The following is a 21474-nucleotide window of genomic DNA, read 5'->3' on the forward strand; positions in this document are numbered from 1 at the left end:
AACGAGCAGCGCGAGCGGTGGTAATATCGGCTTTATTTCGTCGGATTCGCCGGGATTAACTGTTGTGTTACCGGCAAGACTTAAACTTCGCGAAAATTGACCATCTATATTTGAGCGCCCGAGGTTTGTCTCGGTTACGGAGCCCGCATGAACGGCGATCGCATTGACGACAGGGATGTGGATATCGATCTTGCGCAGCTTGTCGCAGCCATATGGCAGCGCAAGGGCCGGATCGCGGCGATCACGCTTCTGGCCGGGGGCGCCGCCTTCGTGATCTCAAGCATGATGTCGCCCGCCTACAAGGGCGAGGCGCGCGTGTTGATCGAATCCCGCGCGGCCTCCTTCGGCGCCTCGCAGCAGTCCAATGCACCCGCCGAACCCGTGCTCGATGAATTGACCGTTTCCAGCCAGGTGCAGATCCTGCAATCGGTCGACCTCATCAAGCAGGTCGCCAAAGACATGAAGCTCTACGAGCTGGATGAATTCGATCCGGAGGCCCATCCTTCGCTCATCTCGCAGCTCCTGGTCGCCGTCGGCGTCAAGAAGGACCCGCTTCAGGTGCTGCCCGAAGAGCGGGTGCTGAAGGCCTTCCGGGAAAAGCTGCAGGTCTATCAGGTCGAAAGCTCGCGCGTCATCACGGTCGAATTTTCCTCGCAGGACCCCAAGCTTGCCGCCGCCATCCCCAATGAGATGATGAAGGCCTATATCGCCCTGCAAAGCGGCGCGAAGCTGGATACAAGCACGGAAGCGGCGCGCTGGCTGGAGCCGGAAATAGCCAATCTGCGCGAAAAGGTGCGCGAGGCCGACAGGAAGGTCGCGGATTACCGCGCCTCCTCCGATCTTCTCTCGGCGGGGCAGGGCGAAACGCTCGCCACCCGTCAGCTCGGCGATATCTCCACCGAACTTGGCCGTATCCGCGGAGAGCGCGCCAATGCGGAGGCGCGGGCGGAAGGCGTGCGCAGCGCGCTTGCAAGCGGCCGCCCGCTCGATACTTTTCCCGATGTCGTCGGTTCCCCGACGATCCAGAGGCTGAAGGAAAACGAAACGACGATCCGCAGCCAGATTTCCGATCTCACGTCCTCGCTGCTGGAAGGCCATCCGCGTATCCGCGCGCTACGCAACCAGCTCGACGGCATACAGCGGCAGATTCAGGAAGAGACCCGCAAGGTGCTGGCAAGTCTCGAAAACGAGGCCAATGTTTCGCGCCTGCGGGAACGGCAACTGGTCCAGCAGCTGAACATGCTGAAATCGGAAAGCGTGCGTGCGGGCGAACAGCAGGTGGGCCTCAACGATCTGGAGCGGGAAGCCTCAGCGCAAAGGCAGCTTCTGGAAACTTATCTTGCCCGTTACCGCGAAGCGACGTCGCGCGCCGGCTCGGTGGACTCCACGCCGGCCGATGCGCGCGTCATCTCGACGGCGGTGGAGCCGCGCGAACCCTATTTCCCGAAGACCGGAGCTATCACCATCGTCGTGACGCTGGCGGCGTTTCTGCTGTCCTGCATCGTCGTCATGCTGGTGGAGCTTTTCACCGGCCGGGCTTTGAAGCCGATGGGCAGGAATCAGGTTCCGCCGCTCTCCGATCCGCCTTCTCCTTCGCGTGCTCCAGCCGATCCGGACAAGACCACGGATGCGCCGGAACAGCCTGAAGCCGCGCGCCATGAAACCATGCAGCCTGCTGCGCGGGCCATGCCGGTCGCGGCATACCAGCCCGTTGCTGAAGAGGAAGAACGGCATCTACCGGCCGTCGCTGCTGCTGCCATACCGGCCTCGCAGGTGGAAGATGTCGCGGCTGCGAAAGAGGAGGCAATGGAGGAGGAAATCGATACCGATGACGATTTCTCCATCGACGCCGTTGCAGGTTTCCTGGCCACCCGCCTTGCCAAACCGGTCGCCGCAATCGTATCTCCGGCTGGTGATAGCGGTTCGACCACGAGCGTCATGCTGGCGCGGGCTTTGTCCGAAATGGGCCGTTCGGTCGTTCTCGTCGACATGACGGCGTCAGCCTGTCCGACGCGGCTGATGGCGCCGGAAGCCGGGCTTCCCGGTGTCATGGACCTTCTGGCCGGCGCTGCCGCCTTCGGTGAAACCATTCACGGCGACCGCCTGTCCGACGCCCATATCGTGCCGCGCGGCAATGCGCAGCCGCGTGAGGCCATGCGCGCGATAGACCGTCTGACGATGATCCTCGGCGCGCTCTCCGACGCTTATGATACCGTCCTCGTCGAATGCGGCGCGGTGCAGATTTCGAGCCTCGGGAAAATGCTGCGCAACCTGCCGGCGGAAATCATCGTCTCGGTTCCCGGCAAGGATAGCGAATTGTTGGAAAAGACGCTCGGTGAACTGGTTGTTGAGGGCTATGAACAGGCATTGCCGATGACCGGCATGCGCAAGCCGGACCATCTGAGCGCGGCCTGAGGTGCTGCAAGACCCTGCTCAGTCGGGGGCGATGTCCATCTTCGAGCGTCCGGCGCGAAAACGCTGAATCAGCGCATAAAGCGCCGGATTGGATTTGATCAGGCTCTTCGTCCGGGCGATGGCGACATAGGCCGAGGCCGCAACACGACCCTTCAGCGTCACCGGCAGGAATATATCGTGCTGCACGGTGAAAAGCGGGCACCAGCTGCGTTTGTAGAGCTGGTCGCCGACGCCGAAATCGAAGATTGCCGCCTTTTCGCGGCATGCCCTTTCGATCATCAACCAGAACAGCAATTCACCGGGGCTGAGTTCCGAAACGGATTCATCGATCGAACCGAACTGGCAGATGATGTGATCCTGCTTGCGCGAAAGGCCGGCTATCGCGGCGATGACGCCCTCGCTTTCGCCATGCAGGCGAATGGCATGCAATTCCAGCAGACTGTCCGTGCCCGTCTCGGGAAAATTGGCCAGATCGTAGAAGAAATCCCGCACCGATTGATCCCGAAACACATCCGGAATGCCCTGCGAGGCGAAACGGGCGGCCTTCTGGCGGAAAAATGCCTGCAACAATTCGCATTTTTCCTGTGGCGACCGTGCGATCACATGGCTGTAACCGCCCATTTCCTCGGCCCTTCGGCTCTGGATGCGGAATTTCTTCCGTCGCCTCTTGGCATTGACCTGCCGAAGCGTGGCCTCGAAACTTTCGAACAGCGGAAGCTGGAAGGCCGGATTCTGGTTTTCGACGGAAGCAAGATGCGAGAGGGGATTGGTCCTGTCGCGCCACGTCAGCGGTATGTTCTGCAAGGCCAGGATATCGGCCCGGCCATGCAGCAGCTTCCGCGCTTCGCGGGCAATCGCCGCTGCGATTTCCTGTCCGGCCTGTTCTGCAAAGGAGGGGTCGAAAAGCCCCGTATTGATATTGTTGAAACGGCCGCCGGGAAAACGCGCTTTGCGGATGCCGCCTTCCAGTACGATTTCGAGCGGCAGCAGAAAGATCGTCTTGCCGCCCTGCCGGCCGCGAAGCGTCAGGAGCGCGCTATTCTGCGTCTGCGCCCAGATGGAGCACCAGCCGAAACCCTGATGCAATGAATTGAGCGGGTCGTTTTCCAGCTGCTCCCAGTCGGAGCGGATGGTTGCGGCGTCATCGACCAGATCGATCAACAGACGATCAGCACCCCGCCGCTCGTTTTGCACGGCGGTCGGTGCTTGCTCGTCGCTGATAAAGACCGGCCCCTCAGCCGCCATCCACTCTCTCCGGTTGTTTCGGTCGGACTATATCGCTGAGCGGCAAACAATCGGTTTATAAAATTGCGACCTCAGGGTGTCATGCAGTGGTCGGCGCTTAACCCTGCTTTTTGGGTCCGGCCATCCATTTGATGATCAGCATCGCCGGCAGAACCCACAGGATTCCGGTCAGCACAAAATAAGCGAGATGCACCCACCAGGGCGATTGCGCCAGCGCCGCCGATGCAATGGCCGTCGCCACCACGGCGTAAACGACGACGAGGCAGATGATGACGATGGTGCCGATAAGCGATCTGAGGCGAGGGTGCATGAAGTCTTCCGTCATTGAGTATCTGCGCGGGACTATAGCGCCGCGACCGCATGCCGCAAACCCTGAGGCCTTGTTTTGTGGTGCCGGTTGGGGCTAATCAACATGACTGTATGATGGAGACCTGAAAGATGCGTTCGAGCGGCATGACGATGGCAAATGGTTCTGCGGAAATGGTGGTGGAGGCTGCCCTGCAGAAACAGGAGAAGGACCGCCGCCTGCTGCGAATCTGGCTGCGCGTCGTGCTCTTCACGCTCTTCTGTCTGGTCCTCGTCGGCGGCGCCACGCGACTTACCGAATCCGGTCTGTCGATTACCGAATGGAAGCCGATCCACGGCGCGATTCCGCCGCTTTCCGTTGCCGAATGGGAAGAGGAGTTCCAGCTTTACAAGCGCATTCCCCAATATCAGGAAATCAACAAGGGCATGTCGCTTGACGAGTTCAAGACGATTTTCTGGTGGGAATGGGCGCATCGCCTGCTTGCCCGCACCATCGGCGTCATCTTCGCTTTGCCGCTCGCCTTCTTCTGGCTCACCGGCCGCGTCGAAAAGCGCCTGCGCCTGCCGCTGGTCGGCCTTCTGGCGCTTGGCGGCTTTCAGGGTTTCATCGGCTGGTGGATGGTCTCTTCCGGCCTCGTCAACCGCACGGATGTCTCGCAATATCGCCTTGCCACGCATCTGACCATCGCCTGCCTCATCTTTGCGGGCTGCATGTGGATTTTGCGCGGGCTGTCGCATCATTCGCCTGAGGCCGCCGACGAAAAGACGGGCAGGGGTTTTGCCGCGCTGCTGACGGTGCTCTGTCTCTTCCAGATCTATCTCGGCGCATTGGTGGCGGGGCTGAATGCCGGCCTTTCCTACAATACCTGGCCGCTGATGGACGGTTCGCTGGTGCCTGGCGATCTCTTCCTGCAACAGCCGTGGTGGATCAACCTCTTCGAGAACCCCAAGACGGTGCAATTCGTCCACCGCCTCGGCGCCTATACGCTGTTTGCCGCCACGCTGTGGCATATGGTGTCTATGGCGCGCGCCTTGCCTAATACACCGCATGCTCGCCGCGCCGTGCTGTTCTTCGTGCTCGTCTCCATTCAGGCGGCGCTCGGCATCACCACGCTTTTGATGCATGTGGATATTCACGTCGCGCTCGCTCATCAGGGCATGGCGCTGATCGTGCTTGGTTTCGCCGTCGCCCACTGGCGCGGTTTTATCGGCGAATATCCGGCGCCCGTTGCGGTCGAAGTCAGGGACTGAGGCGGCTTAGAACTGCCCGAGCACCGTTTTGATGGTGGCCGCGACGGCGAGTTCGTTGTCGCGTTCCTCCGCATTGCCATCCTCTTCGTGCCACGCGGCAGAAAGGCAGCCATAGGCAAAGGCATATTGCAGCAATAGCCGTTCTTCCCGTTGTAAAGCCTTCGCAAAAATCGCCGCCATGGAGGCGATGCGCGCCTCGCTGCGGGTAAGGTCGAAACGGTCGAGCGGGTTGGAGAACATGTTGGCGACATCGAGCGCCGCATCGCCGATCAAGCCGGCCGGATCGATGATGATCCAGCCGCGTTCACTGCGCATGATGTTCTCGTGATGCAGATCGCCGTGCAGCGGCTTGATATCTCGCTGCCGGTCGATCAGTGCCTGCGCCAGCGCGGCTGCCTCGATATAGGGGCTGTCCACGCCGTCAGTACGGTCCTGTTCGGCCTTGCGGAACAGGCTCTCAAAATAGAGCGGCAGCGTCAGCAGGCTTGAAGGCGGCGGCTGCTGCGATGGCTGATGATATCTGAGCAGGACATCGGCGGCGATCTCCGTGGTGGCATTGTCATTGCCGTCGCGAAACAGCACGTCGCGCAGGGTCTCCGTGCCGGCATGTTCCATCAGCAGAATATCGTCGGAGCGGTCGAGCAGCTCCACGCAGCCGATGCCGGCGCGCCATTTAATGAAATCCGCGCCGCGAAGGCTATCCTTCAGTACTCTCTGTTTCAGAACCTTGGCGACGGCGAGGGAACCGTCGCCGCGCGTAAGCTCGTAAACCACCCCGGCCGGCGTATCGGCAATCTGTTTTGCGGCCTCGATATTCCACGAGGCCGGAAAAGATGGGGTGGTGGTCACGAGATAACCCTCATGCGGAGAGCATCAGTTCCATGTTCTGCACGGCAGCACCGGATGCGCCCTTGCCGAGATTGTCGAGCAGCGCGACGAGGTTGATGTGTTCGCCGCCCGGCGTACCGAAGACGAAGAGTTTCATCGTGTCCTTGCCTGCCAGTTCCTCGGCGTCGATGCGCGCGAGCCCCTTGCTTTCGGCAAGCGGCACCACGTTGACGATGTCCTGTCCCGCATAGTGGGCAGTCAGCGCCGCATGGATCGTTTCGACGGTCGCGCCTTCCTTCAGGTCGGCGGCAAACAGCGGCACCTGCACGATCATGCCCTGCGGGAAACGCCCGACGGAAGGCGAAAACAGCGGTGCGCGGTCGAGCTGGCCATGAATGGTCATTTCCGGCACGTGCTTGTGCTTGAGCGTCAGGCCATAAAGGAAATTATTGGCGCTGATCGCGTCATCGCGGCTCTGGTCTTCCATCTGGGCGATCATCTGCTTGCCGCCGCCAGTATAGCCGGAGACCGCATTGACGCTGACAGGATAACCGTCCGGCAGGAGGCCAGCGGCCCGCAGCGGGCGAATAAGGGCGATAGCACCGGTCGGGTAGCAGCCGGGATTGGCGACGAGGCGGGCAGAGCGAACCTTCTCGCCCTGGTCCTTATCCATTTCGGCAAAGCCATAGGCCCAGTCCTGATGGACGCGATAGGCGGTCGAGGTATCGATGATGCGGACATTATTGTTGCCAGCCACCATTGAGACCGCTTCCCGGGAAGCATCATCAGGCAGGCAGAGGATCGAAATGTCGGCATCGTTGAGCATATCCTCGCGCATCGCCGCATTGCGGCGCTCGGCTTCGGGTATGGACAGCAGCTCAATATCGCGGCGACCGGCAAGGCGCGTGCGGATCTGCAGACCCGTGGTGCCGTGTTCGCCATCGATGAAGATCTTCGCTGTCATGTCCTTGTCCTGACTTTTCAAAGGGTTGCGAGGGTAATCGGAATCAGTTTGGCAAGCGCCGTTTTCTTTATCAGCCGGCCTTGGCCAACCGTTCGGCGCGCAGGCCAAGCATATACATTGCAACGGTGGCTCCGGCAATGGCGGTAATGTCAGCATGGTCGTAAGCGGGTGCGACTTCCACCACGTCCGAGCCGCGAATATCGAGCTGGCCAAGCCCGCGCAGAACGGAGAGAATTTTAGCACTGGTCGGCCCGCCGGCCACCGGCGTTCCGGTTCCCGGCGCGAAGGCGGGATCGAGGCAGTCGATATCAAAGGTCAGATAGGTGGGCATGCCGGCCGTGTGCTTGACGATCAGCGAGGCGATATCGCCCGCCCGCATCTCCTCCACCTCGTAACCGTGGAGAATGCGAATGCCGAAATCGTCAGGCGCATGGGTGCGGATGCCGATCTGGATGGACCGGTCAGGATCAATCAGTCCATCGCGCACGGCGCGGGCTACGAAGGAGCCGTGGTCGATACGCTTGCCATCGTCGAACCAGGTGTCCTGATGCGCATCGAACTGCACCAGCGCCAGCGGCCCATGCTTGGCCACATGTGCCTTCAAAAGCGGCCAGGTAATGAAGTGATCGCCGCCAAGCGTCAGCAGGTAATCCGTCTTGGAGATGATCCGGCGCGCTTCCTTTTCGATCGTATCAGGCGTTTTCCAGTGATTGCCATAGTCCAGCAGACAGTCACCATAGTCGATGGTCGGCATATGGGCGAAGAGATCGCGCGCGAAGGGATATTGCGGGTCATTGTCGAAGATCGCCGAGGCGCGGCGGATCGCCTGCGGCCCGAAGCGTGCGCCCGGCCGATTGGAGGTGGCCGCATCGAAGGGAATGCCCCAGACGGCCGTCGATACACCCTTGAGGTTCTTGGTATATTTGCGCCGCATGAAGGAGAGGACGCCCGCATGGGTCGGGTCGGTGGCGGCCGATGTCAGCGTCGTTGCGGTGAAGGCATGGTCGATGGTTTTGGACGGCATTGATCACCCCATTGCGATTTGCGCCGAGGTTGCTGTCTTCCCGCTGAAAAAACAAGGGAGGAGACCATGAAAAAAAGGCGGAGCCGAAGCCCCGCCTTTCGAAGTTCTGAACGAACCGTTCGTAGAAGCGATTAGCGCTTCGAGAACTGGAACGAACGGCGGGCCTTGGCCTTACCGTACTTCTTACGCTCGACAACGCGGCTGTCGCGGGTCAGGAAGCCACCCTTCTTCAGAACGGAGCGCAGGCCCGGTTCGAAGTAGGTGAGGGCCTTGGACAGACCGTGACGAACGGCGCCGGCCTGACCGGACAGACCACCACCGGCAACGGTGGCGATGATGTCGAACTGACCCGTGCGGGCAGCGGCGACGATCGGCTGCTGAAGGATCATCTGCAGAACCGGACGTGCGAAATACGTGGTGAAATCGCGGCCGTTGATGATGATCTTGCCAGAACCGGCCTTCACCCATACGCGGGCTACGGCGTTCTTGCGCTTGCCGGTCGCGTAGGAGCGGCCGAGGGTGTCAACCTTGCGGACATGCACGGGAGCCGAAGCTTCCGATGCCGGGGCGAGGTCTTTCAGAGAGGAAAGATCGGCCATTATCAGGCGCTCCTTACGTTCTTCTTGTTAAGCGCGGCCACGTCGAGAACGGTGGGCTGCTGTGCTTCGTGCGGATGGTTCGAGCCGGCGTAAACGCGCAGGTTCTTCATCTGGCGACGGCCGAGCGGGCCGCGCGGGATCATGCGCTCGATGGCCTTTTCAACGACGCGCTCCGGGAAGCGGCCTTCGATGATCTGGCGAGCCGTACGCTCCTTGATGCCACCCGGGTGACCGGTGTGCCAGTAGTACTTCTTGTCGGAGTACTTGTTGCCGGTGAAGGCAACCTTTTCCGCGTTGATAACGATGACGTTGTCGCCATCATCAACGTGGGGGGTGTAGGTAGCCTTGTGCTTGCCGCGCAGGCGGGTTGCAACGATGGTGGCGAGGCGACCAACAACGAGGCCTTCGGCGTCGATGATGACCCACTTCTTCTCCACCTCAGCAGGCTTCTGAACGAAAGTAGACATGGATTTCACTTTCTAACGTGGACCCGTCATCCTCTTTTAAATAAGAGCATACGGGCGTTTCTTGTTGCTTGGTTTGGTTGCCATCAAAGGCAACCGCAAATGACCCTATTCCGGCTGGAATCCGATCTGGCGCGCTTATACGGTGCGCGAGCGAAAGCGTCAATATGACGGATTCTGGAGGTCGTAAAAATAATAAAGCAAAAACAATGACTTGATAATGGGGTATTATTTTACCTCATAGAACGGTCCCGTTTTACCCCAGTCGCATCACCAGAACGCCTGCTGCAATGATGCCTCCGGCAAGATAACGCCAGATGCTGGCGCGTTCTTTCAGGATCACCACGGAGATCACCAGCGCAAAGAGAATGGAGGTTTCCCGGAGCGCCGCGACGACGGCGACGGGCGCCTTGGTCATGGCGTAGAGCGCCAGCCCGTAGGAGAGAATGGAGCCGCCGCCGCCAATCAAGCCGCGCCACCAGTTGCGCCGGACATGGTCCGCGACCGGGCCCACGCCGCGCTGGTAGAAGGCGAAGCCGAAAAGCAGCACGGGCGGCAGAAGCGACATCCACAGCGTATAGGAGATGGCGTTGCCGGAAAGCCTTGCGCCGACACCGTCGACGAAGGTGTAGGATGCGATCACGAAGGCGTTGAGCAGGGCGACCATGATCGCCTTTCCGCCACCGCGCCGCGCCTCGAAAGCGAGCGTCAGAATGCCGCCGGAGATGACGATGATGCCGGCAAGGGCCAGCGGGCTTAAAATCTCGCTCAGGAACAGGCTGCTCGTCGCCGCGACGATCAGGGGCGCCACGCCGCGCATGACGGGATAAACAAGGCCGATGTCGCCGATCGTATAGGCGGCGGCGACAAGCCGGAAATAGGCGAATTGCAGAACGGCCGAAGCGATCAGGAAAGGAATGGCGACCGGCGCGGGAAATGGCAGGAAAGGCAGAAACGGCAGCGAACAGGCCGCAGCGCCCGCCGCGATCAGCGAGGCGTCCAGCGATTTGTCGGATCCGGCCTTGACCAGCGCATTCCATCCGGCATGCAGTATCGCGCCCAGGAGCACCAGAAGAAGAATGTCAAATGTCACAATAGAGACTCGCTCGCGGGCTACTTTGGGCAACCTATAGCATCGGCTTGAAAACCGGAATCGATTTTCGGCGAGGCGATATGCCTCTCCCGATCATTCGAGCGAGCGTTTTGCGCCCGTGGAACCGCCCGCAAACGGCCTGTGATCGCAGCAGATACTGCAACGCGCGTAAAATTTATGCTTTGTGCATGTCATGGCGCCGGGGAATGATTTTGCGTCGGGGTGATATGACATTCTGCTCATGATTTCATCCGTCAGATGGACGCATGAGCGTCCGACGCACAGCTTATGGTTTCGCCTCACGACGAATTTTCGCTAAAAATACTACCAAATTTGTCAAATATTGGCGCCCAGTGCGCCATGGTGCTTCGGGCGCAAGGTGTATCAATCGGGCGAAGGCGTGCATGAAAAGAAATTTCATATCTTTCACGAATTGGCAACTGTAACGTTGTAGATTTGTGTATAGATTGATTTACAGAATAACTTTCTGAAAATTAGATATTTCTAATTTTCCTGCGAACGGAATGAAAACAAACAGGAGACGAAGAGCGCATGAATTACACGCTAATGTTGTTTGGGCCCTTATTTGCGGCAATTCGCGTCATTTTGAAAACTGGACAAAAATAGTCAGTACAACCGGCATTCCGACGTTTGGTGAAATCATTTTGCGTGGGCGAAAACGTGCCACTGTGCGACGGGATTGTCTGCGTAGCGGCAATTTTTCAGCCGGGCAGGGGTTCAAGAGAGCGAAGAACCTTCCTAGATGGAAGGGCGGACGCAACCGGTAGCGTCAGGAATGCGTCGGTGGAATTATGCAGGAGACGCTATGCTCGCGGCGCTTTCGAATGGCGCAGCTGCATTGGTATTCTTCAAACCATGCGACGCTCCAGAAGGGATAAGTTGACATGCAGCATGATAGTTACGAGCCCGACTACCTCAGAAAAATTCTGACCGATGTCAAAACCATCGCCCTGCTCGGTGCTTCGCCCAACCCGGACAGGCCGAGCCACGGCGTGATGCGCTTCCTGCTGTCCAGGGGGTATCGTGTGTTTCCGGTCAATCCCGGCCAGGCAGGCAAGGAGATATTGGGGCAGAAGGTCTATGCCAAACTCGCCGATATTCCCGAGCCGGTGGACATGATCGACGTTTTCCGGGCGCCGGAATATTTGTCGGCAATCGTCGAGGAGGCGATATTGCTGCCGGAGCGGCCATCGGTAATCTGGGGTCAGCTTTCCGTTCGCGATGACAATGCCGCCGCCAAGGCGGAAGCCTACGGCATGGAAGTCGTGATGGACCGTTGTCCTGCAATTGAGTATCCGCGTCTCAATATTGTGCGATAGTTGGTACGGATCGGACTTATCATTTGGCGGCAAGGCATTATGATCCCTCCGAAATTCCAATTGGAGGAAACATCATGCCGAGCAGCAATCCCGGGTTTTCGACGCTGGCCGTTCATGCGGGCGCGCAACCGGATCCGACCACCGGCGCGCGCGCCACACCCATTTATCAGACCACGGCCTATGCTTTCCGCGACGCCGATCACGCCGCCGCCCTGTTCGGACTGAAAGAGTTCGGCAATATCTACACCCGCATCATGAACCCCACTCAGGCGGTTCTGGAAGAGCGCGTGGCAGCACTTGAGGGCGGTACGGCCGCGCTTGCCGTCGCGTCCGGCCATGCCGCGCAATTGCTGGTCTTCCATACGCTGCTGCAGTCCGGCGACAATTTCGTCGCCGCCCGCCAGCTCTATGGCGGCTCGATCAACCAGTTCGGCCATGCCTTCAAGGGCTTCGACTGGCAGGTCCGCTGGGCCGACGCCACCGATCCGGCCAGCTTCGAGGCGCAGATCGATGAGCGCACGCGTGCCGTCTTCATCGAAAGCCTTGCCAATCCGGGCGGTACTTTCGTGGATATCGCCGCAATCGCCGACGTCGCCCACCGGCATGGCCTGCCGCTCATCGTCGACAATACCATGGCGAGCCCCTATCTGCTGCGGCCGCTGGAACATGGCGCGGATATCGTGCTGCATTCGCTGACGAAATTCCTCGGAGGCCACGGCAACTCCATGGGCGGCATCATTGTGGACGGTGGAACCTTCGACTGGTCGGCGACGGACCGATATCCGGCGCTGTCACAGCCCCGGCCGGAATATTCCGGCGTCGTGCTGCACCAGACCTTCGGCAATTTCGCCTTCGCCATCGCCTGCCGTGTGCTGGGATTGCGTGACCTCGGCCCGGCGATCTCGCCCTTCAACGCATTCCTCATCCTGACCGGCATCGAGACGCTGCCGCTGCGCGTTCAGCGCCATTCCGACAATGCGCTTGCCGTCGCAAAATGGCTGAAGGCGCATCCCAAGGTCGGCTGGGTGCATTATGCGGGGCTGGAAGACAGCGACAACTACGCTATCCAGCAGCATTATTCGCCAAAGGGGGCGGGCTCCGTCTTCACCTTCGGCGTCAAGGGCGGTTATGCGGCCGGCAAGGCGCTGGTGGAAGGGCTGCAGCTCTTCTCCCATCTCGCCAATATCGGCGACACGCGCTCCCTCGTCATCCACCCGGCCTCCACCACCCATGCGCAGCTGACACCGGAACAGCAGACGGCCGCCGGCGCCGGGCCGGATGTGGTTCGCCTGTCGGTCGGTATCGAGGACGTCAAGGACATCATCGCCGATCTCGAGCAATCGCTCGCCAAGGTCTGATCTGGTGGCTCACGCGAGTTTGGTGCCCGCGTGACCCCCAATGATATTTAAGTGTGATTGAGCGGCCGCCGGAAAACCATGGAAACAGGGTGCTTTCGGCGGCAGCGGATTTGCGTGTTGCAGCGAGGTGCACTCGCTCGGCTGCATTCAGCTTATTTCTTCTGCAAAGTGCCAATGAAGTCCTTCGAAATGGCACATGATTTTTCCATGAAACCGATGATGAGCTGCAATTGCTCTTCATCATATTCCCCATAGAGCGCCTCCATCTTTTCCTGAAGGGGCGCATAGATCTGAAACAATTCCCGCATTTTTTCGGGATGAGGCGCCGCCAGCACGCGCCGGCGATCCGCAGGATCGGGCAAGCGTTTTATGAAGCCGGCCTTCTCCAGCCGGTCGAGCAGCGCCGTCACCGCTCCGGTCGTCAGGCCGGTCGATCTTGCAAGTTCACCTGCACTTGCCTGGCCCTGCATCTGAAGGATGTCCAGGCACTCCAGATCGGTGGTGTTCATCCGAGCCTTTGCCGCGATGGACTGGCTGATGAGCAATGATTGCGCGCTGGCCTGACGAAGTACGTCGGTCAACCGGCTATCCAGGATATCTCTTGACATGTGAGTATCTCAATAATTAAGAAATAATAGTCATCAAGATAGTTGGCCGGATGCGATTTCGCCAGCGTTAAATGTGCTGGTTACGCCTGCGAGCGTCGAAAAGTGGAAAATGCGTGCTGGTCGAACATGCTTTCGCAGGCGTCACGGCGTTTTCTGGAAGAGGTGAAAGATGTTCGATCCGCTGGTTTTCTACGCGATTGTCGTCGCCGGTGTTCTTGGGAGCGTCGGGCTGGGCGGCGGCATCTACGAGACGCTTCTTGTCGATAGGGTGTGGCCTTCGCAGCCGATGCTGATCCAGCCTGAACGGGGCGGGATCGACCGAAAGCTTTTCTGGGGTCCCGCTCACGGGCTGTTTGAGGTGGCCTTGCTCCTCGCTGTCTGGCTGACATGGGCTCATCCCGCAATTCGCGTCTGGATATGGTCCGCACTCGCCGCGCATCTTGTAGCGCGGATCTGGTCCTTTGCATATTTCATCCCAATGGCGCTTCGGTTTGAGACGGGATTGGCCGGTGACGCAACGGCTACTTCCAATGCTGCGGCCAGATGGGTCCGATTGAGCCGCTGGCGACTGCCCATCGAGTTTCTTGCGGTGATCCTGCTGTTCATCGCGCTCGCGAAATCAGCGGGAAACTGAGGCCGTACGCTGCCAGTTTCCACTGGTCTGTGGAGAAAGCCTCGGTGCCAGGTTGAACGGTGCGCTGCTTCCGTTCATCCGCGACCATCTTACTCAAAGCGCCGAATCCGCCTAGAACAGACCCTTGCAGTCCCATCGCGAAAGATACGCCACATGAAAAACCGAACCGGAATGCTCCGTATTGTCACCCTTCTCCTTGCAATCGGGGTCGCGGGTATGGCTGATATACCGGTCGTAGCGTCGGTTTCGCCGGCAAAGGCCGAGGCGGAATATTTCCCGACGCAGCAGGATTTTGTCGGAAAATGGAAGCTCACCGGCGCGACCAGCCGCCCGCCGCGCGATATGAAGACTGAGCCCACCGCCCAGCAGGAAGCGGATGCGACACTCTTCCAGGAGACGGTGACGACATTTTACTCCGCTTTTGATTATCTGGAGATCACGGCGGACGGTCGCTACAATTTCCATCAACCCGGCGATCCTTCAGGTTCATGCGTCTGGTGCGGCACATGGTCTTTTGACAAGAGTTCGCTGTGGCTGAAGCTGGATACCGCGCCCCGGCTCGATATTTACGCGAAGGATGGCGATATACAGATGACGTACACCGCCGAACCCGACAAGAAGTCGAAATACACCTGGCTGGTTTTCGGCTGGACGAAGATGGAGTAGGCGCCTCGTTTCCCCGGCGGCAGCGCCCAACCGGCACACCCGAGACTATTTGACGAAGCGCCCACAATTGAGCAAAGCTGTATGGCCAACCATATTTGACGGACAGGGGACGTCATGACGAATTTTCTGTCCTTCGATTATGTCGCAGAGCTGGAATACGGTGCGCCAGCGCCGGAAAGACTGATTTCCGGCGATCCCAAATTCACCACATGGAATATCGAGGAAGCTCCCGGCGGCATCTATGCCGGCATCTGGCAGTCCACGCCCGGCAAATGGCGGGTGGTCTATGACGAATGGGAATATTTCAACATCCTCGAAGGCCATTCCATCCTGACCGAAGATGGCGGTGCGCCGCGCGATCTGAGACCGGGCGACCGCGTTATCCTGCGCCCGGGCTTTACGGGCACCTGGGAGGTCGTGGAGACGACGCGCAAGGATTATGTCATCCGGCTCTGATGGCGCGCTACCAGCGTGTCATGACGCCGAGCGATGGAATTTTCTCGTCGATAGATATCAACGCCATGTTTTCCAAAATAGATTGAGCCGCAAGAATTCGATCGAACGGATCGCGGTGCTCGCCCTGCAGCATGGCGCTTCGAACCATATGAGCGCTGTTGATGGGAAGTTCGAGAAAGCCTTCCTGTTCAATTACACCCGCAAAATCGGGAAGTATGAGCGACGCACCGGGCAAACGGCCTCGTGCGAATTTCGTGGCAATTTCCCATGCTGAAGCCGCGCTCACATAGAGGTCATTATTGGGGTCGCTGATGATTTCGCGCGCATCCGGCGAAAGCCGGTCATGGTCATTCAGCCACCAAAGCAGTGCATGGGTATCCAGTAGATATTTCATTCGGTCGCGAACTCTTTAAGTTCGTCTTCCGTCAGCGGTTCGAAGAACTCAGGTCCGACCACGAGCACGCCCTTAAAACGGCCCGGAACGCGTCGGCGTTTTTCGTGTGGAACAGAGCCCGATTTACTCTCCGAAAGACCCACCGCATCCAATTGACGCGATAGTCTCTCAAGATGCGCCTCCAGTTCGGTAAAAACGACCGGAGGGGGCGGCGTCATATCCGTTTTTTTCTTCGACTTGGTTGCCAAGGCATTTGCCTCATCACTATTGGACGAAAATACCATAGCGCATCGGGGATCATAAAAAAACTACTTCACCACGCCAGATCGAGCCGCTCCAGACCATGGAAATGATAGACATCCTTGACCCTGGGCGGCTCGGCGATCTTCAGGCCCGGCAGGCGTTTGAAAAGCAGCGGCAGGGCAAGATTGAGCTCCAGCCTCGCCAGCGGCGCGCCGATGCAGAAATGAATGCCGGCGCCGAAGGAGACGTTGGCGCCTTCGTTTCTGTCCGGCCGGAAGGTCAGCGGATCGGAAAATTTTGCCGGATCGAGATTGGCGGCGGCCAGAATGAGGCTGACCTTGTCGCCGCGCTTGAACGCGACGCCGTCGATTTCGACCGGCTCCAGAACCCAGCGTTGGAAAATATGAACCGGTGCACAGATGCGCAGGGTTTCTTCCACAGTCCGTTCTGTGGCGGCATCGTCGTGGAACAGGACCTCGGGGGAGATGCCGCTTTCCAGAATGATGCGCACGGAATTACCGATCTGGTGCACGGTCGCCTCGTGCCCGGCATTCAGCAGCACGATGGTGGTGGAGACGAGCTCGTCGTCGGTCAGATACTGGCCCTTGTGCTCCGTATGGATCATGTGGCTCAGCAGATCGTCCTTCGGCTCGGCCCGCCGCTCGGCGATCACGCTGCGCACATAGTCTGAAAATTCATGCGCGGCCCTGTCGGCCAGCAGCTCGTCTTCCGGCGTGCGCTTGAACATATACATGCCGACATAGGCGTGCGACCATTTCAGAAGCTGCGGCCCCATCTCCTCGGGAATGCCGATCATGCGGGCGATCATCGTCACCGGGATGATGTCGGCATAGGAAGAGAGAAGTTCCGTTTCGCCATTTGCTTCGAAGGCGTCGATCAGACGGTTGGCGAGTTCCTCGATTTCCGGCTTCATCTTGTCGACGTGCCGCGACACGAAGGCGCGGTTGATGAGCGTGCGCAGCCGCGTGTGCTCCGGCGGCTCGAGCTCCAGAAGCGAATGCTGCTCGGCAGCATCGAAATGCTTCACATGTTCGAGCGGCTCCGCCAAACCGATCTCTTCGCGGCTTGCCACATGCAGGATCTGCCGTCCGAAGCGGCGGTCGCGCAAAAGCGCGCTCACATGGTCGTATCCGGTGAAAAACCATTGCCGCTGTTCCTCCCAATAGAAAGTGGGACATTCAGCGTGCAGGGCCGCATAGACCGGGTTCGGATCGTTGTAGAAAGCCGGGTCGCGGGCATCAAGGGAAACGCGGCGGGTGGCGGGATCGATTTTGAGAAACGGAAATGTCGCTGTCATGCCCATGGTCTATTCCGCGCGCGGCGCTTTGGGAAGGGAGGGAAATCCCTTCCGGATACCTCTATGTCTGTCACTGGGTGGTTACATCGTCACCGGCTGGCGATGGCGGCTATCCGGTTCAGCGCCGCGACCTGGCGGTCGGCATTGTTGTCCATCGGATTTTCGTCACGGTCCGAGGCGGGCACGACGACATTGGCTGAATTGACATGGATGACGGTCCGGTTGCGCCCGGCCTTCTTGGCGGCATAGAGCGCGCGGTCGGCTTCCGTCATCATCGTGTTGAGGTCGGCGTCCTTGATCATGGCTTCCGATATGCCGACGCTGGTGGTCACCTCGATGGCTTCACCGCGCGAACTGATCTTCGAAAGGCGCAGATTGCTGCGGATGGCTTCCGCAAGCGTCGCCGTGCTGGAAGGGCTTTCCACTTCGGCAACCAGCGCGAATTCCTCGCCTCCCATCCTGACGAAAAGGCCGCGATCGCCGATTGCGCGCTGGGCGATATTGCAAAAATGCACTAGGACCGCATCGCCGGACTGGTGGCCGTATCTGTCGTTGATCTTCTTGAAATGGTCGATGTCGAACAGCACCAGAGCCACGTAACGGCTGGAGGCCGGCGACCTTTTCTTGATACGCTCGAACTCCTCCAGCAGGCCGCGCCGGTTGAGAACGCCGGTCAGATGATCGGTCATGGCGAGGCGATGGAGGCGGCTTTCCGTATCCTCCATGATGATCTTGGCGCTGATCATGATGATGGCCGTGAAGCCGAGCATGCCGGAGAGGGCAAGCGCCGATGTCATGGGAATGGCGTTGGGGATGGCGGCATTGACGGGGATGACGATGGATGCGACGAACGCCCCGGCAAAAGCCTGCAGGATCAGGATCGCGGCCAGAACCCGGCGGCTGCGTGAGGCGCGCGCCTTGCTGGCCAGAAGGACGCCGGCGAGCATGAAATAACCCGTGGCCGCACTGGCGTGATAAAGCAGGATGCGGGCCACCATGTTTTCACGCACGGGCGGCAGGAACATTCCGGCGATCCACAGGAGAGCCGGAATGGCGACCCAGCCGCCGATTTTCCGCTGTTCGAAGCACAGCAGGCCCGCAAGCCAGAAACCGAAGGCGGAAAGTGCGAGCGTATTGCCGACCTGGATGGACAGAAAACTGGAAATATCCCCGCGAAACGCCACCATGACAGCGCCGAAGCCCGTGGCGAGGAAACCGGCGGCGAAAAAGAGATTATGCCGGCGGGAAGGGCGGTGCAGCCACAGCGTTCCCAAAAGCACGGCAAGGGTGAACGTTTCCGCCGCCCACAGTAGCGTGCTCGTCTTTGCATCCAGCATTGCAAAATCCTATCTGCGCCATAATGCGATAAAAGCGGGCTCTTTCGCACGAGGTGCGTTATGCCCGCTGGAATTGTTGAGCTGCCATTTCGCCCGGTGGGCCCATTCCCCAAAGGGAACCGGAAATTCGCTGGCCAGTATCGGCAGCAAATACTAACGAGTTCTTGCCGGTGAGAAGTTATATCTGTGCATGGCGGGCGATTTTTGCCGTCGTCGCCTGCCATAGTAAAAAAATGGTGGCAGCGGGGAAAGAGGCCCGGCTGGCGCCGCCCGGTCCGAAAGCCCTGTCAACCTCGGCCCGAAAGGCCTGCAAACGCTGTTGAGCCGTTAAGGATATGCGGCTTCGTGTCTTGAAGTACGGGGCAGGGACACTCTATGTAGGGAGTATGAAGGTTAGAAGTGATTCCGGAGCGGTTTTTCGCGAAGGGCAGAGTTTGACAAAGGACGGACATGAAAAATCCAGTTGATACCGCCATGGCTCTGGTGCCGATGGTCGTTGAGCAGACCAATCGCGGCGAACGCTCCTACGACATATTTTCCCGTCTTCTCAAGGAACGCATCATTTTCCTCACCGGCCCGGTGGAAGACCAGATGGCTTCGCTCGTCTGCGCGCAGCTGCTTTTCCTCGAGGCTGAAAACCCGAAGAAGGAAATCGCGCTCTACATCAATTCGCCGGGTGGCGTTGTGACCGCCGGCATGGCGATCTACGATACGATGCAGTTCATCCGCCCTGCGGTCTCCACGCTCTGCGTCGGCCAGGCTGCCTCCATGGGCTCGCTGCTTCTGGCTGCCGGTGAAAAGGGAATGCGTTTCGCAACCCCGAACGCCCGCATCATGGTGCACCAGCCTTCCGGCGGTTTCCAGGGGCAGGCATCGGACATCGAGCGCCACGCCCGCGACATCATCAAGATGAAGCGCCGCCTCAATGAAGTCTACGTGAAGCACACGGGCCGTACGCTCGAAGAGGTTGAAAAAACCCTCGATCGCGACCACTTCATGGATGCAGACGAGGCGAAGGACTGGGGCGTGATCGACAAGATCCTGACCTCGCGCCAGGAAATCGAAGGCGCCGCCGCGAATTGAGGCGCGCCGCTTTTTGACGTTTGTTTGAACCCGCAAAAGTAATTTCGGGGCTTTCAACCGCAACAGAAAGCGATATTAGTATATATAAAGGCTATGTTGAATTTTTATGACGTGGCCTTTGGTTTGATGGGGAATTCGTTGCAGCCGGTTGTCAGCTCATGTATCTGATACCGGTTAGTACCCCGGGAAACGAGGCGGATACGGCGATGCACCCCAAGGGCTGCCGTATCGGCGGGCGGTAAGTTGACCGCGATCCGTTTGGCGGACCTGCGGCGTGCTGGAAGGAAAGTGATATGAGCAAAGTCAGCGGCAGCAACGGCGGCGACTCTAAGAATACACTCTATTGTTCATTCTGCGGCAAGAGCCAGCACGAAGTCCGGAAACTCATTGCCGGACCGACGGTATTCATCTGCGATGAATGCGTCGAATTGTGCATGGACATCATCCGCGAGGAGAACAAGACGTCGATGGTGAAGTCGCGTGAGGGTGTTCCCACCCCGCAGGACATCATCAAGATCCTCGACGAATACGTCATCGGCCAGAAGCAGGCGAAGAAGATCCTGTCTGTTGCCGTTCACAACCACTACAAGCGCCTCGCGCACGCCTCCAAGAATGGCGATGTCGAGCTTGCGAAGTCGAACATCATGCTCGTCGGTCCGACGGGCTGCGGCAAGACCTATCTTGCCCAGACGCTCGCCCGCATCATCGACGTTCCCTTCACCATGGCGGACGCAACGACGCTGACCGAAGCCGGTTACGTCGGCGAGGACGTGGAAAACATCATCCTGAAGCTGTTGCAGGCTGCGGATTACAATGTCGAGCGCGCCCAGCGCGGTATCGTCTATATCGACGAAGTCGACAAGATTTCCCGCAAGTCGGACAACCCGTCCATCACGCGCGACGTGTCGGGCGAGGGCGTTCAGCAGGCGCTTCTGAAGATCATGGAAGGCACGGTCGCTTCCGTTCCGCCGCAGGGCGGCCGCAAGCATCCGCAGCAGGAATTCCTGCAGGTGGATACGACCAACATCCTGTTCATCTGCGGCGGCGCCTTTGCCGGCCTCGACAAGATCATCTCGGCCCGTGGTGAAAAGACCTCGATCGGCTTCGGTGCGACCGTCAAGGCGGAAGACGATCGCCGCGTCGGCGAGGTTCTGCGCGAGCTGGAGCCCGAAGACCTGGTGAAGTTCGGTCTCATCCCGGAATTCATCGGCCGTCTGCCGGTTCTCGCGACGCTGGAAGACCTCGACGAGGATGCGCTGATCCAGATCTTGTCCGAACCGAAGAACGCGCTGGTCAAGCAGTATCAGCGCCTGTTCGAGATGGAAGATGTGGAACTGACCTTCCACGAGGACGCGCTGCGCGAAATCGCCCGCAAGGCGATCACCCGCAAGACCGGCGCCCGCGGCCTGCGCTCGATCATGGAAAAGATTCTGCTCGACACCATGTTCGAACTGCCGACGCTGGAAGGCGTGCGCGAAGTGGTCATTTCCGACGAGGTCGTCAGCGGCCTTGCGCGCCCGCTCTACATCTATGCGGATCGTCAGGAAGAAAAGACCAACGTTTCGGCCTGATCGGCCGGTCCGGTGCTTCGATGAAGTTAGAAGGCCCGCCTCCGAGCGGGCCTTTTCTGTTGTCGCCGGGTGTGAAACTTGCGCCTAACTTGGCGAAGCCCGATTTTGCGTTTGGAGCGGATTGCGCTTTGCTGATAAAGTCTTACAACTGATTTGCAGCGCGATATGACGGAAATGTGAATTCCCGTCGGCGACCCGGTTCCCATGTCCTTCGGGATAACCGGAAATGTCGGGAGTACTAGCCGGCGCTGGGTTTTGTTGAATTTCACGGTCTTGC

Annotated in this window: 22 protein-coding genes; 9 read left to right on the forward strand and 13 right to left on the reverse strand. The window is 59.2% G+C overall.

The genetic code is table 11. The features are described 5' to 3' along the window. Positions 1 to 147: 147 nt before the first annotated feature. A complete protein-coding gene (uppB, locus tag FGF54_RS04775) occupies positions 148 to 2415 on the forward strand; it encodes a polysaccharide biosynthesis protein UppB (RefSeq protein WP_142779059.1) in 2268 nt (755 codons plus the stop codon). Between the two features lie 18 nt (positions 2416 to 2433). Here the strand turns inward: uppB and uppA are convergent, their stop codons facing one another. Together uppA and FGF54_RS04785 are read right to left on the reverse strand one after the other, a co-directional pair. Continuing rightward, on the reverse strand, positions 2434 to 3660 hold the full coding sequence (gene uppA / locus FGF54_RS04780; protein ID WP_142779060.1) for a polysaccharide biosynthesis GNAT family N-acetyltransferase UppA: 1227 nt from the start codon (positions 3658 to 3660) through the stop codon (positions 2434 to 2436). Positions 3661 to 3757: 97 nt separating this feature from the next. Further along, on the reverse strand, positions 3758 to 3970 hold the full coding sequence (locus tag FGF54_RS04785) for a DUF2842 domain-containing protein (RefSeq protein WP_020811154.1): 213 nt from the start codon (positions 3968 to 3970) through the stop codon (positions 3758 to 3760). A 143-nt stretch (positions 3971 to 4113) separates the two neighbouring features. Between FGF54_RS04785 and FGF54_RS04790 the strand changes: the two genes are divergently transcribed. Beyond that, positions 4114 to 5217: a COX15/CtaA family protein gene (locus FGF54_RS04790; RefSeq protein ID WP_162935989.1), complete on the forward strand. Its 1104-nt coding sequence runs from the start codon at positions 4114 to 4116 to the stop codon at positions 5215 to 5217. 6 nt (positions 5218 to 5223) lie between these two features. Here FGF54_RS04790 and FGF54_RS04795 read toward each other — a convergent pair whose 3' ends face one another. The 6 genes from FGF54_RS04795 to FGF54_RS04820 form a co-directional block, all read right to left on the reverse strand. Further along, complete coding sequence (locus FGF54_RS04795) at positions 5224 to 6066, reverse strand: aminoglycoside phosphotransferase family protein (RefSeq protein WP_142779061.1); 843 nt, start codon at positions 6064 to 6066, stop codon at positions 5224 to 5226. A gap of 10 nt (positions 6067 to 6076) precedes the next feature. After that, on the reverse strand, positions 6077 to 7009 hold the full coding sequence (gene argC / locus FGF54_RS04800) for an N-acetyl-gamma-glutamyl-phosphate reductase (protein WP_142779062.1): 933 nt from the start codon (positions 7007 to 7009) through the stop codon (positions 6077 to 6079). Between the two features lie 70 nt (positions 7010 to 7079). Continuing rightward, complete coding sequence (speB, locus tag FGF54_RS04805) at positions 7080 to 8033, reverse strand: agmatinase (protein WP_142779063.1); 954 nt, start codon at positions 8031 to 8033, stop codon at positions 7080 to 7082. A gap of 131 nt (positions 8034 to 8164) precedes the next feature. Further along, the gene (rpsI, locus tag FGF54_RS04810; RefSeq protein WP_003521540.1) at positions 8165 to 8632 is read right to left on the reverse strand and encodes a 30S ribosomal protein S9; all 468 of its coding nucleotides are present in this window, start codon (positions 8630 to 8632) and stop codon (positions 8165 to 8167) included. 2 nt (positions 8633 to 8634) lie between these two features. Further along, positions 8635 to 9099: a 50S ribosomal protein L13 gene (gene rplM, locus FGF54_RS04815; protein ID WP_003502335.1), complete on the reverse strand. Its 465-nt coding sequence runs from the start codon at positions 9097 to 9099 to the stop codon at positions 8635 to 8637. A gap of 253 nt (positions 9100 to 9352) precedes the next feature. Beyond that, entirely contained in the window at positions 9353 to 10189 is an 837-nt protein-coding gene (locus FGF54_RS04820) for an EamA family transporter (protein ID WP_059752614.1), read from the reverse strand. A gap of 905 nt (positions 10190 to 11094) precedes the next feature. Between FGF54_RS04820 and FGF54_RS04830 the strand changes: the two genes are divergently transcribed. Continuing rightward, the gene (locus FGF54_RS04830; RefSeq protein WP_020810502.1) at positions 11095 to 11529 is read left to right on the forward strand and encodes a CoA-binding protein; all 435 of its coding nucleotides are present in this window, start codon (positions 11095 to 11097) and stop codon (positions 11527 to 11529) included. A 74-nt stretch (positions 11530 to 11603) separates the two neighbouring features. After that, complete coding sequence (locus FGF54_RS04835; protein WP_142779064.1) at positions 11604 to 12887, forward strand: O-acetylhomoserine aminocarboxypropyltransferase; 1284 nt, start codon at positions 11604 to 11606, stop codon at positions 12885 to 12887. 152 nt (positions 12888 to 13039) lie between these two features. On the opposite strand, the gene FGF54_RS04840 is transcribed toward FGF54_RS04835, so the two are convergent. Further along, positions 13040 to 13468, reverse strand: a complete 429-nt coding sequence (locus FGF54_RS04840; protein WP_246666956.1) for a MarR family winged helix-turn-helix transcriptional regulator — start codon at positions 13466 to 13468, stop codon at positions 13040 to 13042. Between the two features lie 196 nt (positions 13469 to 13664). On the opposite strand from FGF54_RS04840, the gene FGF54_RS04845 reads away from it, so the two are divergent. The 3 genes from FGF54_RS04845 (at position 13665) to FGF54_RS04855 (ending at position 15251) form a co-directional block, all read left to right on the forward strand. Continuing rightward, the gene (locus tag FGF54_RS04845; protein ID WP_142779066.1) at positions 13665 to 14129 is read left to right on the forward strand and encodes a hypothetical protein; all 465 of its coding nucleotides are present in this window, start codon (positions 13665 to 13667) and stop codon (positions 14127 to 14129) included. A gap of 153 nt (positions 14130 to 14282) precedes the next feature. Then, the gene (locus FGF54_RS04850; protein ID WP_142779067.1) at positions 14283 to 14795 is read left to right on the forward strand and encodes a hypothetical protein; all 513 of its coding nucleotides are present in this window, start codon (positions 14283 to 14285) and stop codon (positions 14793 to 14795) included. 114 nt (positions 14796 to 14909) lie between these two features. After that, entirely contained in the window at positions 14910 to 15251 is a 342-nt protein-coding gene (locus FGF54_RS04855) for a cupin domain-containing protein (RefSeq protein ID WP_142779068.1), read from the forward strand. Between the two features lie 7 nt (positions 15252 to 15258). Here FGF54_RS04855 and FGF54_RS04860 read toward each other — a convergent pair whose 3' ends face one another. The 4 genes from FGF54_RS04860 to FGF54_RS04875 form a co-directional block, all read right to left on the reverse strand. Continuing rightward, on the reverse strand, positions 15259 to 15645 hold the full coding sequence (locus tag FGF54_RS04860; RefSeq protein WP_142779069.1) for a type II toxin-antitoxin system VapC family toxin: 387 nt from the start codon (positions 15643 to 15645) through the stop codon (positions 15259 to 15261). Next, positions 15642 to 15893: a hypothetical protein gene (locus FGF54_RS04865; protein WP_142779070.1), complete on the reverse strand. Its 252-nt coding sequence runs from the start codon at positions 15891 to 15893 to the stop codon at positions 15642 to 15644. Before FGF54_RS04865 ends, FGF54_RS04860 begins: the two co-directional genes overlap by 4 nt. A 65-nt stretch (positions 15894 to 15958) precedes the next feature. Next, the gene (locus FGF54_RS04870) at positions 15959 to 17212 is read right to left on the reverse strand and encodes a cytochrome P450 (RefSeq protein WP_168208010.1); all 1254 of its coding nucleotides are present in this window, start codon (positions 17210 to 17212) and stop codon (positions 15959 to 15961) included. A gap of 83 nt (positions 17213 to 17295) precedes the next feature. Beyond that, positions 17296 to 18543, reverse strand: a complete 1248-nt coding sequence (locus FGF54_RS04875) for a diguanylate cyclase (protein ID WP_065653992.1) — start codon at positions 18541 to 18543, stop codon at positions 17296 to 17298. Between the two features lie 450 nt (positions 18544 to 18993). Here FGF54_RS04875 and clpP point away from each other — a divergent pair, with 450 nt between their 5' ends. Next, positions 18994 to 19626, forward strand: coding sequence for an ATP-dependent Clp endopeptidase proteolytic subunit ClpP (gene clpP, locus FGF54_RS04880; RefSeq protein WP_003521529.1), 633 nt, complete (start codon positions 18994 to 18996; stop codon positions 19624 to 19626). A 293-nt stretch (positions 19627 to 19919) separates the two neighbouring features. Next, entirely contained in the window at positions 19920 to 21197 is a 1278-nt protein-coding gene (gene clpX / locus FGF54_RS04885; RefSeq protein WP_059752638.1) for an ATP-dependent Clp protease ATP-binding subunit ClpX, read from the forward strand. Positions 21198 to 21474 lie beyond the last annotated feature (277 nt).

This window comes from Agrobacterium sp. T29, assembly GCF_006970545.1.
Lineage (GTDB): Bacteria > Pseudomonadota > Alphaproteobacteria > Rhizobiales > Rhizobiaceae > Agrobacterium > Agrobacterium leguminum.

Excerpts from the sequence above, each read along its gene's own strand:
- FGF54_RS04790 (WP_162935989.1), top strand. The coding sequence starts at position 4,114 with ATGACGATGGCAAATGGTTCTGCGGAAATGGTGGTGGAGGCTGCCCTG.
- FGF54_RS04830 (WP_020810502.1), top strand. The coding sequence starts at position 11,095 with ATGCAGCATGATAGTTACGAGCCCGACTACCTCAGAAAAATTCTGACC.
- FGF54_RS04850 (WP_142779067.1), top strand. The coding sequence starts at position 14,283 with ATGAAAAACCGAACCGGAATGCTCCGTATTGTCACCCTTCTCCTTGCA.
- FGF54_RS04875 (WP_065653992.1), bottom strand. The coding sequence starts at position 18,543 with ATGCTGGATGCAAAGACGAGCACGCTACTGTGGGCGGCGGAAACGTTC.
- uppA (WP_142779060.1), bottom strand. The coding sequence starts at position 3,660 with ATGGCGGCTGAGGGGCCGGTCTTTATCAGCGACGAGCAAGCACCGACC.
- FGF54_RS04835 (WP_142779064.1), top strand. The coding sequence starts at position 11,604 with ATGCCGAGCAGCAATCCCGGGTTTTCGACGCTGGCCGTTCATGCGGGC.
- FGF54_RS04870 (WP_168208010.1), bottom strand. The coding sequence starts at position 17,212 with ATGGGCATGACAGCGACATTTCCGTTTCTCAAAATCGATCCCGCCACC.
- FGF54_RS04855 (WP_142779068.1), top strand. The coding sequence starts at position 14,910 with ATGACGAATTTTCTGTCCTTCGATTATGTCGCAGAGCTGGAATACGGT.
- FGF54_RS04860 (WP_142779069.1), bottom strand. The coding sequence starts at position 15,645 with ATGAAATATCTACTGGATACCCATGCACTGCTTTGGTGGCTGAATGAC.
- clpP (WP_003521529.1), top strand. The coding sequence starts at position 18,994 with ATGAAAAATCCAGTTGATACCGCCATGGCTCTGGTGCCGATGGTCGTT.
- FGF54_RS04785 (WP_020811154.1), bottom strand. The coding sequence starts at position 3,970 with ATGCACCCTCGCCTCAGATCGCTTATCGGCACCATCGTCATCATCTGC.
- clpX (WP_059752638.1), top strand. The coding sequence starts at position 19,920 with ATGAGCAAAGTCAGCGGCAGCAACGGCGGCGACTCTAAGAATACACTC.
- uppB (WP_142779059.1), top strand. The coding sequence starts at position 148 with ATGAACGGCGATCGCATTGACGACAGGGATGTGGATATCGATCTTGCG.
- rplM (WP_003502335.1), bottom strand. The coding sequence starts at position 9,099 with ATGTCTACTTTCGTTCAGAAGCCTGCTGAGGTGGAGAAGAAGTGGGTC.
- FGF54_RS04845 (WP_142779066.1), top strand. The coding sequence starts at position 13,665 with ATGTTCGATCCGCTGGTTTTCTACGCGATTGTCGTCGCCGGTGTTCTT.
- argC (WP_142779062.1), bottom strand. The coding sequence starts at position 7,009 with ATGACAGCGAAGATCTTCATCGATGGCGAACACGGCACCACGGGTCTG.
- speB (WP_142779063.1), bottom strand. The coding sequence starts at position 8,033 with ATGCCGTCCAAAACCATCGACCATGCCTTCACCGCAACGACGCTGACA.
- rpsI (WP_003521540.1), bottom strand. The coding sequence starts at position 8,632 with ATGGCCGATCTTTCCTCTCTGAAAGACCTCGCCCCGGCATCGGAAGCT.